Origin of the sequence: Veillonella sp. CNR 79/14 (assembly GCF_003992185.1) — a bacterium.
GTDB lineage: Bacteria > Bacillota > Negativicutes > Veillonellales > Veillonellaceae > F0422.
Genome location: NZ_RQVH01000013.1, coordinates 23,873 through 40,489 on the forward strand (window position 1 = coordinate 23,873; position 16,617 = coordinate 40,489).

A 16,617-nucleotide genomic window follows, 5' to 3' on the forward strand; every position below is an offset into this window, starting at 1 on the left:
TCCTATGACAACACATGGTGAAATGGAACGTGTGAAAGTAGATATTTTTAGTATGACTAAAGATGAAGCAGCGCAATTCATTGAGGATAAGGCATACTTTATGATGACTTTGCGTAAATTGATGTATGAATATTGCCCTATCGTAAAAGTAGAGCGATTTGATCCTGCGGAAGGTGAAAGTATTTCGGGGTACTTGACGGAAGATCTAGAACAAGCACAAACTCCAGTCTTATCTGTGGTGTTAGATCCCTTTGAAGTGTCTGCTATGAAAGTGGCAGAAGAACGAGGTAAATTAAAAGAGTATGTCTTTGCGGCTAGCGAAATGACAGAAGTTTTATTACAGGTATTAAAAGAAAAATTTTCTAATGGTGAAATATAGTAATTGGAGGGACAGAGAAATGTTATATATTGAATATCCAAAATGTACGACTTGCAAACGAGCAAAAAAATATTTAGATGATCATGGTATTCATTATACCCATCGTGATATTAAAGAAGAAAACCCAACAGCGGAAGAATTAGGTGTATGGTATCCAAAAAGCAAGAAAGCAGATATTAAAGCCTTCTTTAATACATCTGGTCAAATTTATCGTGGAGAAGGTATTAAGGATAAATTACCTACTATGACAGAGGATGAGAAGCTAGCGTTATTAGCAACGAATGGCATGTTGGTGAAACGGCCTATTTTGGTCTTAGACGATACAGTGCTTGTAGGATTCAAAGAACAAGAATGGGAAGATGCCTTAAAACGTAATGGTTTACTGTAGCTATTTTTAGTTAGTTGTGGTATACTAGAAGTAACTTTTATAGAATCTATTAAAAGAGTGAGCTGCGGCTCACTCTTTCTCTTATACTAATGCAGGGAGGGGATAAGATGAAACGTGACGCCGTAGAGGAATTTGTGTCCGAAGTAGTAGAAACGATTATAGAGTCTACGGAGTTAGAGCTTGTAGATGTGGAGTACGTGCATGAGCGGGAATGGTACTTGCGTGTATTTTTAGACAAAGAGGGTGGCATCGACTTAGATGACTGCCAAATGGTGAGTGAAAAATTAAGCGAAGTATTGGATGCAAAGGACCCAATCAAAGAAAATTACTTGTTAGAAGTATCTTCTCCAGGATTGGATAGAGTGTTGAAAAAAGAAAAAGATTTCATTCGCTACCATGGACGTGATGTGGATATTCAATTGTTTAAACCTATTGATGGTAAAAAGCAATACACAGGATCTTTACAAGGCTATTCTGATGAAGTCATCACGATTCAGGTGCAAGAAGAACGTATTGATCTAGAACGTGCAGCTATTGCACAAATTCGTTTACATTTAGATTTTTAAGGGAGGAAACCAGTGAGTCAAGAATTAGTACAAGCGGTATTAGCAGTTACTAAACAAAAAGGGGTGGCACCAGAGATTATTTTTGATTCTCTTGAAGTGGCATTATTACAAGCCTATCGTAAAGAGGTGGGAGCAAATCAAGAGGCATATATTTATTTCAATCGTGAAACAGGTGATTATAAAGTGTTGGCTAAGAAAACAGTAGTGGACACGCCTGAAAATGAAGAAGTAGAAATTGCGTTAGTAGATGCTCGTCAATTGGATAAACGTATGGAAATCGGCGATATTATCGAAGTGGATGTGACGCCAAAAAACTTCGGTCGTAGTGCAGCCCATACGGCAAAACAATTGTTGATTCAACGCTTGAAAGAAGCAGAACGCAACATTGTCTATGATGAATATTCCAGCCGTGAAGGCGATATTTTGACTGGTTTGGTGGAACGTATTGAGGGTCGAAATGTATTCATTAATCTAGGAAAAACTGAGGCGATTTTACCTGTATCTGAGCAAATTCCTAGTGAAAGCTATGCTGTGGGAGATCGTATTAAATGCTACATTGTGGAAGTGAAAAAGACCACAAAAGGCCCTCAAATTATGATTTCCCGTACACATCCTGGTTTATTAAAACGCTTGTTTGAATTAGAAGTGCCAGAAATTGCAGAAGGTACAGTGGAATTGAAATCGGTAGCTCGTGAACCAGGTATGCGTTCTAAAATTGCTGTTGTATCTCGCGAGGAAGAAGTGGATGCAGTAGGCGCGTGTGTTGGTCCTAAAGGACAACGTGTACAAAATATCGTGGATGAGCTAAATGGCGAAAAAATAGATATTGTGAAATGGGATGAAGATCCAGCGGTATATATTGCCAATGCCTTAAGTCCAGCGAAAGTAGTAAGCGTAGTAGCTCGTGATGAAGAAAAAACATCTTCTGTTGTGGTGCCAGATTACCAACTTTCACTGGCGATCGGTAAAGCAGGCCAAAATGCCCGTTTAGCAGCGAAATTAACAAATTGGAAAATTGATATTAAAAGTGAAACACAAGCCGCTGAAGCCGGTGAATATGTGGAATCTGATGATATGATTTCCTTGGATGCTTTTGGAGATGAAGACTAATATGAAACAGAAGTCTCAGCCTATGCGAGTATGTGTGGGATGTGGAGAACTTCTTCCCAAGAAAGAGTTAACACGTGTTGTGTTGAGTCCAACGGGAGAGATTTCTATTGACCCCACAGGTAAAGCCCCTGGACGGGGAGCATATATGGAAATGAAAGTAGAATGCCTAGACATGGCGTATAAAGCCAAACGATTAGAGCGTTCGCTAAAACATAAAGTTTCACAAGAAATTTATGAATCTTTAAAGGAACAAATATCCCATGAATAAAGAAAAAGTGTTGAATATATTAGGATTAGCACAGCGAGCAGGTCGCTTATTATCGGGCGATTTTGTAGTGGAACGGTCCATGAAGCGGCAAGCCTATCCACTGTTGATTATGGCGGAAGATTGTGCGCAGAATAATGCTAAAAAATATATGCACTTAGCCGAGTCTCATCAGGTGCCCCTTCGTTTAGTAGGGACCAAAGAGGAACTAGGTAGAGCATTGGGAAAAGAAATGCGAGCAGTTATATTAGTAAATGATGCTGGATTTGCTAAATCCTTGCTAGCTGAAATAGATAAGAATCAGTAGAGGGGGAATGTAGATGTCCAAAAAAAGAGTATATGAAGTAGCAAAAGACCTAGGTGTAGAAAATAAAGTAGTGATTGATGCTTTAAAAAAGCACAATGTAGAAGTGAAAAGCCATATGAGTACAGTGGAGGATTCACAAGTCTCTATGATTAAACAATCGTTAGCAGGTGGCGCTAAACAAGCACAAAGTGAAGCACCAAAAGCAACTCAACAAGCACCGCAAAAGAAAGTACACGAATACCGTCGCAATGAAGATAGCGAAAGACGTGGACCTAAACAAGATAGAAATAATCGCAATGATCGTAACGATCGTGGAGACCGTAATGACCGTGGTGAAAAGCGTGACCGCCCATTCAATCGTGATGGTAAAAATAATGGTCAACGAGATCATCGCAATGACAGAAATGACCGTGGAGACAATCGTTCTAACCAACGAAATGGTCAAAACCGTGATGGTCGTCGTCCAGAAGGTCGCAATGATCAACGTCAAGACAATCGTAATGGTGGTAATCGTCCTAACAATGGTGGCAGATTCGACCGCAATAATGACCGCAATCATGATCGCAACAACAATCGTAGTAACGATCGTAATAATGATCGTAATAATGATCGTCGCAATGATGGACCACGTCGTGAACGCCGCTTAGAGATTCCACAAGTGGATCCAGCTCTTACTGTGAAAACAGAAGGTCGTGATCGTCAAGCGAGCCGTGAAGTGGATCGTCAAAAAGAAAATCGTCGTTTTGAATCTGAACATCGTAATGAAAATCGTAGCGAGCGTCGCAATAAAAAAGATAAAAAAGGCAAAAAAGGCGAACGTACTCAATCCTTAGTATCTTCTGCGTTGCAAAAAAATAAAAATAAGGTTAAGCAACGTAATGAGCAACACATCAAACAAAAAGAAGAAGAACGTCGTAAGGCTGAAGCAGCCATCGCTACGTCTATCGAGCTGTCTGGGCCATTAACTGTTAAAGAATTGGCTGAAAAAATGGGCCGTGAAGTATCTGAAATCATCAAAAAATTGATGATGTTAGGTGTTATGGCTACCATCAACCAAGAAATTGATGTGGAAACTGCCATGGTATTAGCTGAAGATTTCGGTGTAGAAGTGGTAGAAGTAGAACCTGAACAAGATCCTACAGAGATCATCGAAATCGAGGATAGCCCAGAAAGCTTACAAGCTCGTCCACCAGTTGTTACCATCATGGGTCACGTTGACCATGGTAAAACATCTTTGTTGGACGTGATTCGTTCTACGAATGTAACAGCTTCTGAAGCAGGTGGTATTACTCAGCATATCGGTGCCTACCAAGTTCGCTATGAAGGTAATAAAATTACATTCCTTGATACACCAGGCCATGAAGCTTTCACAGCGATGCGTTTGCGTGGTGCTCAGTCCACGGATATCGCAGTCCTTGTGGTAGCTGCTGATGATGGTGTTATGCCACAAACTATTGAGGCTATCAACCATGCTAAATCTGCAGAGGTGCCAATTATCGTAGCTATCAATAAAATGGATAAACCAGGTGCGAACCCTGACCATGTAAAACAACAACTGTCTGAACATGGTTTGTTGCCAGAAGAATGGGGCGGTGATACTATCATGGTTCCTGTATCTGCTAAACAACGTCAAGGTATTGAAGACCTATTGGAAACTATCTTGTTGGTAGCAGAAGTACAAGAATTGAAAGCGAACCCTAACCGTAAGGCACAAGGTATCGTTATCGAAGCCCAATTGGATAAAGGCCGTGGTCCTGTATGTACAGTATTGGTACAAAAAGGCTCCTTACGTGTAGGGGAAACGATCCTTGCCGGCGTAGCCTACGGTAAAGTACGTGCTATGACGAATGAACGTGGAGAAAAAGTAAAAGTGGCTCGTCCATCTATGCCTGTGGAAATCTTAGGTTTATCTGATGTGCCACAAGCTGGTGAAGTGATATTCGCTGTAGATGACAACGAAGCTCGTTCCATTGCAGAAAAACGTATTGAAAAACAACGCATTACTGAAATGAATGCGAAAACAAAAGTCACTCTTGATGATTTGTTCAACCAAATGCAACAAGGGGAATTGAAAGACTTAAATATTATTATCAAAGGTGACGTACAAGGTTCTGTAGAAGCGTTACGTCAATCCTTAGAGGGCATTAAAAACCCAGAAGTACGCATCAACATTATCCACAGTGCAGTAGGTGCTATCAACGAATCTGATGTGATGTTAGCCTCTGCATCGGGTGCGATTATTATCGGCTTTAACGTGCGTCCAGATGCGAATGTACGTAAAGAAGCAGAAAAAGAAAGTGTTGACCTTCGTACATACCGTGTCATCTACGATGCGATCAATGAAATTGAAGCCGCTATGCGTGGTATGTTAACTCCTGAATTTAAAGAAGTGATTTTAGGCCGTGCAGAAGTGCGCCAAGTGATTTCTACTCCGAAAGCTATTGTAGCTGGTTCCTATGTAACGGAAGGTAAAATCACAAATAACTCTGAAATTCGCTTAATCCGTGATGGTATTGTTATCCATGAAGGCCATATCGATTCCTTGCGCCGTTTCAAAGATGAAGTGAAAGAGGTAGCGACAAGCTTTGAATGTGGTATTTCCTTAGAACGTTACCGCGATGTGAAAGAAGGCGACGTTATCGAAGCGTACAAAATGGAAGAAATTGCCCCAGAAGTATAGGAGGTATCCATGAGTGAAGTTCGTGTACGAAAATTACAAGAGTTTATTAAACAAGAAGCAAGTCAAATCTTACTGCGCGGGTTGAAAGACCCTCGCATCGGATTTGTCACTGTTACCGATGTACGTGTTACTGGTGATTTGCGAGAAGCTACGATTTATGTAAGCTTATTCGGTAGTGAAGCGGAGAAAAAACAGTCCTTAGAGACTTTGCGCAGGAGCGCTGGCTACTTCCGCTCTGAACTAGGAAAGGTGCTTCAATTGCGCCATATTCCTAGCATTGCCTTTGATGCAGATACATCCTTAGATTACAGTATGCACATCGAAGGATTATTAAATTCTATTAAACAAGAGGAACAATAATGGCAAAAATTAGTATTGATCAACTAAAAACATCGATTGATACAGCCCATTCCATTCTTCTTACCGTTCATGTTAGTCCTGATGGAGATGCTATTGGTTCCATGCTCGCTATGTATGAAGCCTTGGTAGCCCAAGGGAAAGCAGTTCGCATGGTAGTAGATGATGTGATTCCTGAAAAGTTTTCTTTTCTTCCTCTATGCTCTAAGATTGAGCCTATTGAAAGTTTAGAAACCGGTTATACATCGGATATGCTACTTATTTTGGACGCTAGCACATTTGAACGAATTGGAGAAGTAGGTGTACGAGTGAGTGCACCTACTTTTAATATAGACCATCATATTTCTAATACAGAATTTGCAGACGGCTTATATTTACGTCCTGATTTTTCTTCTACTGGAGAAACCGTGGCGTACCTATGTAAGATATGGAATTGGGAAATCACTCAATCGATGGGACAAGCTTTGTACATGGCTATGGCTACAGATACAGGGTTCTTTAAATTCTCTAATACAACAGCACATACGATGGAGATGTCAGGTCTATGTTTACAAGCAGGAGCACAACCACATGTGATTTCTGAAGCCATAGAAATGGTAGAACCAGGTCGTATCGAGGTGATGAAACAGATCTTAGATAATGTGTCCTTTCATCATGAAGGGCAAGTGGTATCCATGTGCTTGACATTACCGCTGATGGAGCGCATTGGGGATGATACCGATGGATTTGTGGACATGATTCGAAACATCAAAGGTGTGGATGTAGCTATCGTTTTAAAAGCGAAAACAGAGACGGTAACTCGTGCTAGCATTCGCTCCAAAGTGCGAGATGCAAATCAAATTGCTAGTCACTTTGGCGGTGGTGGGCATATTCGAGCAGCTGGCTGCTCTATCGAAAGTCCTATCCACGAAGCATTGGAACAAATCTTAGCGGTGATTGATTAATGGATGGTGTTATTTCTTTAATCAAGCCACCAGGCATCACGAGCCATGATGCGATCGGTATTTGTCGACGCATTTTGAAAGAGCGCCGTATCGGTCATAGTGGGACGTTAGATCCATTGGCGTATGGAGTGCTACCTATCTTTGTCGGAAAAGCCACTCGTGCCATCGAATACACAGAGTCCATCGGTAAAACCTATGTGGCGGAATGCAAATTTGGCGTTGAAACAGATACAGAAGATAGCACAGGGAATATATTACGTACTTTAGATAGTATTGAGGCTCCTAGTTGGGACGAACTAGAACAAGCAGTGCAGTCCTTCGAAGGTTCGATTGAACAGCGACCATCCAAGTATTCTGCTATCAAAATCAATGGGCAACGTGCTTATGATTTAGCCCGTGCAGGAGTAGAATTTGAACTGCCATCTCGTTTGATTCATATCCATGACATTGAGTTACTAGCCTATGCATTTCCATTCTTTACCATTCGTGTACGATGTTCTGCGGGCACTTATGTGCGTGCTTTGTTACGGGATATATGTCAGCGATTGGATCTATGTGGTATGATGACACAACTATGTCGTACTGCAGTAGGACAATGCAACATTGAACAGTCTGTGACCATCGAAGAACTAGAAACACTGGTGGAACAAGCTGTGCAGCCAGTAGATACTTTGCTAACGCACTTGCCAGCGGTGTATATCAATGATATTAATCGAACGCGCTTGGTGCAAGGGAAACAAGTTCCAATCCATACAGTCAAACCGAATGAAACTTTCTGTGTGTCGCCAGATGAAATCCAAGTAGATACATTAGTGAGAGCCTATGATGCGAATGGGTTTATGAGTATCTTACGACGATTGGATGATACCTTAAAAGTAGAGAAAAATATATACATATGATGTAAGTATAAAAATGGTCAGGAACCTCAAGGGAACCTGACCATTTTCTTGTGTATACTATTTGATAGAAAAGAATCTTATATGGCGTGTATTATAATGAATAGGATATTACAAATAAAACTGTATATGGTGACATTGTATTTCTTTTAGAGAAATACATGTATACACTTTCTATAGTCTTCGGTTGTGTTATAATAAAGAGTAAACGAAATAAAAGTTTTATTTCATATTTCAAAAGATAAGGATCAATATGAATATTTTATATACGATATCAGAGTTAGATACGATACAGGAGCCCATTGTATATGGAATGGGAACCTTTGATGGACTGCATTTAGGTCATCAATCAATCATTAAGGAAGTCTGTGACAGCGCTAAGGCATGTCATGGAGTTTCTGTGATTGTTACCTTCGATGCCCATCCATTTACTATATTACAACCGAAACAAATTCCACCTCGTTTGTTACAACGAGAAGAACGATATGATATGTTAAAGGCTATGGGTGTTGATTATATATTGGAGCTTCCTATGACTCAAGAATTAGTAGCGCAGTCAGGGGAAGATTTTATTCATGGTTTATGTGCCCATCGTAATGTACTGAAAATAGTGGTAGGTGCAAACTTTAATTTTGGATATAAAGGGTTAGGCAATTCTCAGTTAATTCGTCAGTTATATCCGTCTATTGAAGTCCATGATCAAGAATTGGTGCGTTATGATTGGATTGATGCGCCTATATCGAGTACTGCCATACGCAGTAGCATTTTACGTGGTGATATTGAATTAGCTAATACCATGCTAGGTAGACCTTATCGATTTACTGGCACAGTAGTAAAAGGGGATCAACGGGGGCGCACTTTGGGGTTTCCTACGTTAAACTTTCATTTTCCGGATACTATGGCAGCGCCAGCTGATGGTGTGTATGTAAACCAAGTATACATCGGTGGTAAATGGTATGGTGCAGTAGGTAATATGGGAGATAATCCGACTTTTACAAATCAATATCATCGTTTTGAAACCCATTTATTTGATTTTTCTGATGATGTATACGGAGAAGTGGCTAAGGTAGAATTTCTTGCTTTTATCCGAGGAGAAGTAAAGTTTGATTCCCTGCAAGCCCTTATCGATCAAATGGAAGATGATAAGACCTTTGCATTAAAGCATTTACATAGTACTATCTATAAAAAATTCTAAGGAGTATATCTATGAAATTACAAGAAAATCGCCAAAAAATTGATGCTATTAATAAAGAAATGATTCGCCTCTTTGAAGAACGTTTGAGTATTGTGGTAGATATTGCAAAATATAAAGAAGAGCATCAGATGAAAATTCATGATGTACAAAGAGAGCAAGAAATCCTTGCATCGGCTGTACAAGCATTGGAAAACCCTGAATTAGCGGATTATGCAAAAGAGTTTATGAATGAGGTAATTCGTATTTCTAAAGAGTATGAAAAGAACCATGTTCATCAACATATTTTCTTAATTGGTATGCCTGGAGCAGGTAAAACAACGATTGGTAAAGCCTTAGCACAGGCATTAGGCTTAGAGTTCTTTGATGTGGATACAGAAATCCAAGAGCGTACAGGAAAATCCATTCAAAATATTATTATTCATGATGGAGAAGAAGAATTCCACCAATTAGAACTCAATGTAATTCAAGATTTGGTGAGCAAAAAAAATGCCAGTGTCATTGCTACAGGTGGTGGTACGGTATTGTGTGATGCCACAGCTGAACTGATGCGTGAATCTGGTTATGTGGTATTAATCCAACGAGATGTAAAACAAATCCTTGACGATTTAGATATGGAAATTCGTCCATTATTAAAAGAAAGTATTGAATATATTTTCCGACTGTACGAAGAGCGTCAACCAATTTATGAACGTGTGAGTCACATTAAAATTGAAAATATTAGCAATGTAGCAGATGTGGTACAAGCTGTTATTTCTGCATTGCCCAATGCATCTCTATGATAACGGTATTAGGAACGGTATACCGTGTAATCTATAAGTCCCCTCAAGAAGATTACTGTATATTTATCGTGCGGGATTATCAGGAAGATACTCATACTTGTACGGGAAATATAGCACCTCCCAAAGTAGGGGAAGAGGTGGAAATTAAAGGTAAGTTTGTCATCCATAAAAGATATGGCAAACAGATTGCTGTCCAAAGCATACAACGTGTGATGCCAGATACCTTAGCAGGTGCTAGACGGTATTTAGAAAGTCTTAGTGTGAAAGGGTTAGGGCCTAAATCATTAGATAAGCTGCTGGACTATTTTGGAATTTCTATTCTAGAGATTCTTAAAAACGAAAATCCTATGGAATTATTAGAAGTTCCTAATATATCCCTTAGAACAAAGCAAGAACTGTATAAGGTTTTGTTAGGTGAAGGAGTCCTGCAGGAAATTAATGATTTTTTTGCTAAATACAATATGAGTAATCGTTGGAGTCGCCAACTTTACGAAGTGTACGGTGCTAAAAGCATAGAAATGCTGCAAGATAATCCTTATTACCTATTGACGGTGGATACAAACTTGCCTTTTTCTGTAGTAGATCATTTTGCAGCAGAATTAGGATTTCCCTTTGATAATCCAAAGCGCATCGATGCAGGGATTCGCTTTACCATGGAGCAGATCGGATCTTCAGGGCATTCTTGTATGCCCGTAGAGGAATTGATGGTACAGTTGTCGAATCTATTAGGTGATGAGTATATCGATGTGATTGTAGACCGTTTAGAAACCTTAATTGAAACAAAGCGCTATGTACAGGTAGATCACGACGATGTACTGTATATCTACCACCCTACTGTGTATCGAGCAGAAGTAGACAGCGTAGATTTCACAGAAGCTTTCCTAGATAATGATGTACTACCTTTATTGGATGGTGATGATTTCTGCAAAAGTTATGAAATTAAGCATTCCATGGAGTTAGGGGTGGAGCAAAAGCAAGCTATTCATATGGCGCTTAGTCATCGATTCTCTATTATCACTGGAGGTCCAGGTACAGGAAAGACCACTATTATCAAAGCCTTAGTAGAAGGATTTCAGCAAGGAAACCTAAAACGTATTGTCCTCTGTGCGCCTACAGGACGAGCTACGAAGCGTTTGTCGGAAGCAACGGGTATGGAGGCTTATACTATTCATCGCTTGCTAGAGCCAGAACTTGATAATACTATTTATACCTTTGCCCGGAATCAAGATGAGCCATTAGAGGTAGATGTAGTTATCGTTGATGAATCATCTATGCTTAATTTAGAGCTATACTATGCCCTGATACAGGCGATTCCACCTAGTGCTTATGTGGTCCTTGTGGGAGATGTAGATCAATTGCCACCTATCGGTGCGGGCTTTATTTTGCGAGATATGTTGACTAGTTCTGTGATACCTTATCAAGGGTTAACGCAGATATATCGTCAACAAGAGGGGAATCGAATCATCGATAATGCCTACGCGATCAATCATGGTGAGATGCCCGATCTATCGAGTTGTGATGAATTTCAATTTGAAAGTGCTCATGATGTGGAAAGTGTCCTATTAGCGGTTACTAAGCATTATCGAGAGGAATTACAGTACGTAGAGTCTGACCTAGATATTCAAATCGTTTGTCCTATGCGTAAAGGCGTCATAGGTAGTGCGGCTATTTCTAAATATTTGCAAGAAGAATTGAATCCGAGAAGAAGCGGTGAAGAAGAATTAAAAGTAGATGGTACAGTGTATCGCATTGGAGATAAGATTATTCAAATGGAAAATAATTATGATCAAGATGTGTACAATGGAGAAATTGGTGTAATTACAGATATACTTGGCAAACAGGTACATGTAAAATTTCCAGATAAATCGATGACTCTTGACGAAGAAGATATGATGACGATGGCACTTGCTTATGCAATTACGGTTCATAAAGCACAGGGTAGTGAATATGAACGTATCATTCTACCATTTATTTCTGCCTATAATGTGATGTTACAGCGAAATCTACTCTATACAGCGATTACACGTGCTAAGGATAAGGTGTTACTTATCGGTAGCGAAACGGCTGTAGATACAGCGGTGAATCGAGTAGATACAAATTATCGATATACATTATTTAAAGAACGCTTAGAGGGGGCGATCTAATGAGATTATGGGACGTATTGTGTCCACCTACTTGTATCCATTGTGGTAAAGATGTGTATACCCAAGGTGAATGGTGTGATGCATGTTTGCAAGCAGTTATGCATGAACGTTGTATAATAGGTCCAAAATTTTCTTCTTTAGAATGTATATATATTCTAGCAGATTATATAGGTGGCATTAAAACCATGCTACACGATATAAAATTTAATGGAAAAAAGGAGCGAGCTCTAGGAGCCGCTCCTTTTTTACAACGTTTTACAGTTACTTGTTTGGATATGAAGTATGTACCAACCATTGTTGTACCTATTCCCATTAGTGAAAGCAAACGGAAACAACGGGGTTATAATCAAGTGGATGTGCTATTCAAAAATTGGGTTATGCAACAAGGTTGGAAATGGGAGGATCTATTGTTGAAGTTAGATGGATCTAAACCGATGTGGACGTTGACGAAGGAAGAACGACGAAAAAATATGAAAGGTCATTTCTTAGTTCGTCCTACTATGGTGGATGTCTATGTAGACAAAGAAATCAGTGTATTACTAGTGGATGACATCTATACAACAGGGGCCACCTTATTAGAAGCAGCGGAGACAATTCATACTGTCTTGCCGAAGACAAACATAAAGGCTCTCACTTTAGCAAGTGGAGCCTAATGATTATCCTAATATTTCTATGAATGCTTTCACCACATCTGGATCAAATTGTGTGCCAGAGTGTCTAAATAGTTCTTGTTTGATCTCGCTACGAGGTTGTAGGCTTGTATCTGAAGCTGGGTCGATGGCTGTTACGTAGTAATCAGCAATACCAATGATGCGAGCTCCTAATGGTATATTAGCACCTCGTAAGTGTTTAGGAAAACCTGTGCCATCCCAACGCTCATGATGGTATTTAATGTAAGGGATGATAGGCTGGCAACATGGATAGTTTTCAATCATGCTAGCCCCAAATACAGGATGTTGCTTGTATTTGGATAATTCCTGACGGTTGAAGTAGGGAAACTTCATCAAGGTAGTGGTAGGTAAGCAAATTAAGCCTAAATCGTGTAAACACGCTGCGTGGCGAATCAATTCGATTTCACCTTTTGGCAAACCCATTTTAGCAGCAATGGCTACAGCATAATTGGCAACCTGTACTGAATGCACATATAAAGTTTGGCTTTTCATCTGAATCATTTGTAAGAGTTGTAAGGTTACTAACTCTAAGGTGCTTTTATCTTGTTCGTAAGCCCCTGATTCTTGAATTAATGATAACATAAACATGTGCAAACCCTTCCTAACAAACAGAAACGGTGTACTCTCTTTTGGAAAACCACCGTTTTTATATTCTTCGTTTACTTAAGTACACACATTATACAATAAAATTCTATCCTTGAATATACCCTATAGAGTGGACAAAAATGTACTGAAAAGTTCTCATCATTTACATAAAAAGTGAGAATGTGATAAACGTGGGATGGAGTAAAGCTGATGTATATTTGATGAAAAAAAGCAAGTCTTTTTTATAGATGTACTATATAAAAATGATATAAGTAAAATGAAAAATATCATAATAGTTCCTAAGTGACAAAAGTAAAAAATATAGATATAATAAGAGTACATAACGGGTCTGTGGTTGAAAGTCGAGGCCAGTCGCAGGCGAAACGATCCACATAAGCAATGAGAAATTGTGAGCATGGTGCGGCTTAGATGTAAGACCTGCCGACAAAATATGTCGAGAGGGGTAGTAGTGGGGAGCATGGCTTAAGAGCGAACCTTCCAGCAGGCGAGTGTGGGGGCAAAGACCAGGTCAGCCGTATGAAACACAGCAGAAATTGTTCTGCTGTGTATTTTTTTATGCTTTTTTGGTATATCAGTTTCTATATATTGCTTATACAATTTAACAAATATAACAAGAATTAATAAAAATACAAAATATATGTAAATTTATGTTGACTAAATATTCATGTAGATGTATAATTAGTGCATAAGATATACATAAGATATTTAGTAAAGGAGACCAATTATGAAAGCAAATGTAAAAAAATTAATATGTACGGGCTTATTAGCTTTAGGTGTAGTAGCACTACTAGGGGGATGTGGCTCTCAAGGAGGAGACCAAGTACAAAAAGGAAGTGTCTTGAAGATAGGCACTAATGCAACGTTTGTACCGTTTGAGTTTAAGCAAGAAGGATCCGAAGAATTACAAGGTTTTGACATCGATGTAGCTAAAGAAATTGCGAAACGGACAGGTAAAACTATTGAATTTAAAAATGTTCCTTTTGATGCACTAGTACCAGCTTTAGATAATGGCGAAATTGATTTAGCAGCATCGGGGATGACCATTACAAAAGCACGGATGGAAAAAGTTGGTTTCAGTATGCCTTATTATGAATCCGGTATGGCTGTGGTTGTCAAGGAAAGTAGCGTTATTAAAAGTTTAGATGATTTGACAGGAAAAACGATTGCCGTACAAATGGGTACTACAGGGGCAGACTTAGCAAATAAAATCAATGGAGCTATAGTAAAAAACTTTGACCATACTAGCGATGCTTTATTAGAATTACAAAATGGTGGTGTAGAAGGGGCCTTAATTGATTTGCCAGTGGCACAGTATTACGTAGCCAAACATAGTGATCAACACTTAACGATTATCGCTTATCCAAATACGAAAGAATACTTTGGTTTAGCTATGAATAAAAAGAATAAAGACCTAGTAGATAGTGTAAATAAAGCATTGACAGAGATGAAGCAAGATGGTACTTTAAATAAGATATACCAAACATGGTTTAAAACTGACATGCCTAAGGATATTCCCGTGACATACGAAGGAAAATAATGTACTATATAAGGAGGCTTTGTGCCTCCTTATCTGTGTTGAATGAAAGGATGGATAGGTAACGATGGATTTTAATTGGCAGTTAATTGTCGACTCTTTACCCCTGTTAATTGGAGGGGCTGGAATTACAATTCAAATTACCCTCATGAGTGTGGGCTTTGGTTTCTTTATTGGACTAGTAGTGGCGCTGATGAACTTATCACGATTTAAAGTGATTCGTTTGATCGCAAAATGTTATGTAGAACTATTTCGTGGCACACCACTATTAGTACAAATCTTTATGATTTACTTTGGTGGTCCTAAATTATTGGGGGCTATCGTTAATGCCAATGGTGCGCCAGAACCAATTGGGCCCTATTTAGCCGCCGTCTTGGCTTGTTCTATAAACTCTGGTGCTTATGTATCTGAAATTTTCCGTGCCGGTATCCAATCTATTAATAAAGGTCAAATGGAAGCAGGTCGCTCTTTAGGTTTAACTTGGTTCCAAACGATGCGCTATGTTATTATGCCACAAGCTTTCAAAGCCATCATTCCACCATTGGGCAATGAATTTATTGCTATGTTGAAAGATACTTCTCTGGTAGCAGTTATTGGTTTTGAAGAATTGACACGTCGAGGACAATTAATTATCGCTCGTACCTACGGTTCCTTTGAAATTTGGACAGCTGTAGCGGTGATTTACTTGATTATGACATTAACCATTTCCCGACTCGTAGCGTACTTAGAAAGGAAATATAATATCAAATGATTCAATTACAGAATGTACATAAATATTTTGGACAACTCCATGTCTTAAAAGGTGTTTCTACAGAAATCGATGCTGGTGAAGTAGTGGTCATTATTGGACCATCTGGTTCTGGTAAAAGTACTGTATTACGCTGTATGAACTATTTAGAAGAACCAACAGAAGGTGACGTGATTGTAGATGGCAAGAACTTAAATGTGAAAGAAAACATCAACAACGTACGCGCTGAAGTGGGCATGGTATTCCAGCGGTTTAATCTATTTCCTCATATGACTGTACTAGATAATATTACTTTAGCACCACAAAAAATTAGAGGACTTTCAAAATCTGAAGCGGAAAGCATTGCTCGTGATTTATTGGGAAAAGTAGGTTTATCCGATAAAGCAGAGGCGTACCCAGAACAATTATCTGGGGGTCAGCAACAGCGTGTAGCCATTGCTAGAGCGTTAGCGATGAAACCAAAAGTCATGCTTTTTGACGAACCTACATCAGCGTTAGATCCAGAGATGGTTAGTGAAGTATTAGACGTTATGAAAGATTTGGCTAAAGAGGGGATGACTATGGTCATCGTTACTCATGAAATGAGCTTTGCCAAAGAAGTAGCGACACGTGTATTATTTGTAGATAGTGGCGAAATTTTGGAAGAAGGAACACCAGCAGAAGTATTTGATACTCCAAAACATGAACGAACAAAGTCTTTCTTATCAAAAGTTATTCGATAAGACGATATCAGAGAAATGTAACTACCCTATATACGGAGTTTCCTATGTAGGGTAGTTTTTTGTTGTGAAATTAAGTATGCTATTTAAAATTTTACTAATGAATTGATTGGTATCCCTAGACCTATATGTACTGCTATAAATAGATATATGTAATCATATATCCATTATATGTTGTAAGGAGTATATCGTTTTAGATAGTAGTGATATTTATTTGTATGAGTATAAAATATAGTGAATAACTTACGCAAAAAGAATAATTATGGTATTGTTTCATAATTGTTTATAAAATAATTATTAAAATGATGCGCATATGGAATAAATACAAC

At 38.9% G+C, this 16,617-nt stretch carries 18 protein-coding genes; 17 read left to right on the plus strand and 1 reads right to left on the minus strand.

The window, feature by feature from the left end; translation table 11 throughout:
- Positions 1-4 precede the first annotated feature (4 nt).
- The 14 genes from EO119_RS05580 (at position 5) to EO119_RS05645 (ending at position 12,663) form a co-directional block, all read left to right on the plus strand.
- Positions 5-379 (plus strand): hypothetical protein, encoded by a 375-nt coding sequence (locus tag EO119_RS05580; protein WP_062403195.1) that lies wholly within the window; start codon positions 5-7, stop codon positions 377-379.
- 19 nt (positions 380-398) lie between these two features.
- On the plus strand, positions 399-767 hold the full coding sequence (locus tag EO119_RS05585) for an arsenate reductase family protein (RefSeq protein ID WP_126940971.1): 369 nt from the start codon (positions 399-401) through the stop codon (positions 765-767).
- 107 nt (positions 768-874) lie between these two features.
- Positions 875-1,333, plus strand: a complete 459-nt coding sequence (gene rimP / locus EO119_RS05590; RefSeq protein ID WP_009372209.1) for a ribosome maturation factor RimP — start codon at positions 875-877, stop codon at positions 1,331-1,333.
- A gap of 12 nt (positions 1,334-1,345) precedes the next feature.
- Positions 1,346-2,443: a transcription termination factor NusA gene (gene nusA / locus EO119_RS05595; protein WP_009372179.1), complete on the plus strand. Its 1,098-nt coding sequence runs from the start codon at positions 1,346-1,348 to the stop codon at positions 2,441-2,443.
- Position 2,444: 1 nt separating this feature from the next.
- The gene (gene rnpM, locus EO119_RS05600) at positions 2,445-2,711 is read left to right on the plus strand and encodes an RNase P modulator RnpM (RefSeq protein WP_038145077.1); all 267 of its coding nucleotides are present in this window, start codon (positions 2,445-2,447) and stop codon (positions 2,709-2,711) included.
- Complete coding sequence (locus EO119_RS05605) at positions 2,704-3,015, plus strand: ribosomal L7Ae/L30e/S12e/Gadd45 family protein (protein ID WP_009372159.1); 312 nt, start codon at positions 2,704-2,706, stop codon at positions 3,013-3,015. Before rnpM ends, EO119_RS05605 begins: the two co-directional genes overlap by 8 nt.
- Positions 3,016-3,028: 13 nt before the next feature.
- Positions 3,029-5,695, plus strand: a complete 2,667-nt coding sequence (gene infB / locus EO119_RS05610) for a translation initiation factor IF-2 (protein WP_126940972.1) — start codon at positions 3,029-3,031, stop codon at positions 5,693-5,695.
- Between the two features lie 9 nt (positions 5,696-5,704).
- Positions 5,705-6,055, plus strand: a complete 351-nt coding sequence (rbfA, locus tag EO119_RS05615; protein WP_126938196.1) for a 30S ribosome-binding factor RbfA — start codon at positions 5,705-5,707, stop codon at positions 6,053-6,055.
- Positions 6,055-6,996 (plus strand): bifunctional oligoribonuclease/PAP phosphatase NrnA, encoded by a 942-nt coding sequence (locus tag EO119_RS05620; protein WP_126940973.1) that lies wholly within the window; start codon positions 6,055-6,057, stop codon positions 6,994-6,996. The genes rbfA and EO119_RS05620 overlap by 1 nt, the downstream gene beginning before the upstream one ends.
- The gene (gene truB / locus EO119_RS05625; RefSeq protein ID WP_126940974.1) at positions 6,996-7,895 is read left to right on the plus strand and encodes a tRNA pseudouridine(55) synthase TruB; all 900 of its coding nucleotides are present in this window, start codon (positions 6,996-6,998) and stop codon (positions 7,893-7,895) included. Before EO119_RS05620 ends, truB begins: the two co-directional genes overlap by 1 nt.
- A 250-nt stretch (positions 7,896-8,145) precedes the next feature.
- On the plus strand, positions 8,146-9,087 hold the full coding sequence (locus tag EO119_RS05630) for a bifunctional riboflavin kinase/FAD synthetase (RefSeq protein ID WP_126940975.1): 942 nt from the start codon (positions 8,146-8,148) through the stop codon (positions 9,085-9,087).
- Between the two features lie 11 nt (positions 9,088-9,098).
- Positions 9,099-9,866 carry a shikimate kinase gene (locus EO119_RS05635; RefSeq protein WP_062403179.1) on the plus strand — a complete coding sequence of 256 codons (768 nt, stop codon included), beginning with the start codon at positions 9,099-9,101 and terminating at the stop codon, positions 9,864-9,866.
- Positions 9,863-12,010, plus strand: a complete 2,148-nt coding sequence (locus tag EO119_RS05640; RefSeq protein ID WP_126940976.1) for an ATP-dependent RecD-like DNA helicase — start codon at positions 9,863-9,865, stop codon at positions 12,008-12,010. Before EO119_RS05635 ends, EO119_RS05640 begins: the two co-directional genes overlap by 4 nt.
- On the plus strand, positions 12,010-12,663 hold the full coding sequence (locus EO119_RS05645) for a ComF family protein (protein WP_126940977.1): 654 nt from the start codon (positions 12,010-12,012) through the stop codon (positions 12,661-12,663). Before EO119_RS05640 ends, EO119_RS05645 begins: the two co-directional genes overlap by 1 nt.
- 3 nt (positions 12,664-12,666) lie before the next feature.
- Here EO119_RS05645 and EO119_RS05650 read toward each other — a convergent pair whose 3' ends face one another.
- On the minus strand, positions 12,667-13,269 hold the full coding sequence (locus tag EO119_RS05650) for an HD-GYP domain-containing protein (protein ID WP_062403170.1): 603 nt from the start codon (positions 13,267-13,269) through the stop codon (positions 12,667-12,669).
- Between the two features lie 739 nt (positions 13,270-14,008).
- On the opposite strand from EO119_RS05650, the gene EO119_RS05655 reads away from it, so the two are divergent.
- The 3 genes from EO119_RS05655 to EO119_RS05665 all read left to right on the plus strand — a co-directional run bounded on the left by EO119_RS05655 (position 14,009) and on the right by EO119_RS05665 (position 16,291).
- Positions 14,009-14,824 carry a basic amino acid ABC transporter substrate-binding protein gene (locus EO119_RS05655; protein WP_369813347.1) on the plus strand — a complete coding sequence of 272 codons (816 nt, stop codon included), beginning with the start codon at positions 14,009-14,011 and terminating at the stop codon, positions 14,822-14,824.
- A gap of 64 nt (positions 14,825-14,888) precedes the next feature.
- The gene (locus EO119_RS05660) at positions 14,889-15,572 is read left to right on the plus strand and encodes an amino acid ABC transporter permease (protein ID WP_009372151.1); all 684 of its coding nucleotides are present in this window, start codon (positions 14,889-14,891) and stop codon (positions 15,570-15,572) included.
- On the plus strand, positions 15,569-16,291 hold the full coding sequence (locus EO119_RS05665; protein ID WP_009372145.1) for an amino acid ABC transporter ATP-binding protein: 723 nt from the start codon (positions 15,569-15,571) through the stop codon (positions 16,289-16,291). The genes EO119_RS05660 and EO119_RS05665 overlap by 4 nt, the downstream gene beginning before the upstream one ends.
- Positions 16,292-16,617: the final 326 nt, after the last annotated feature.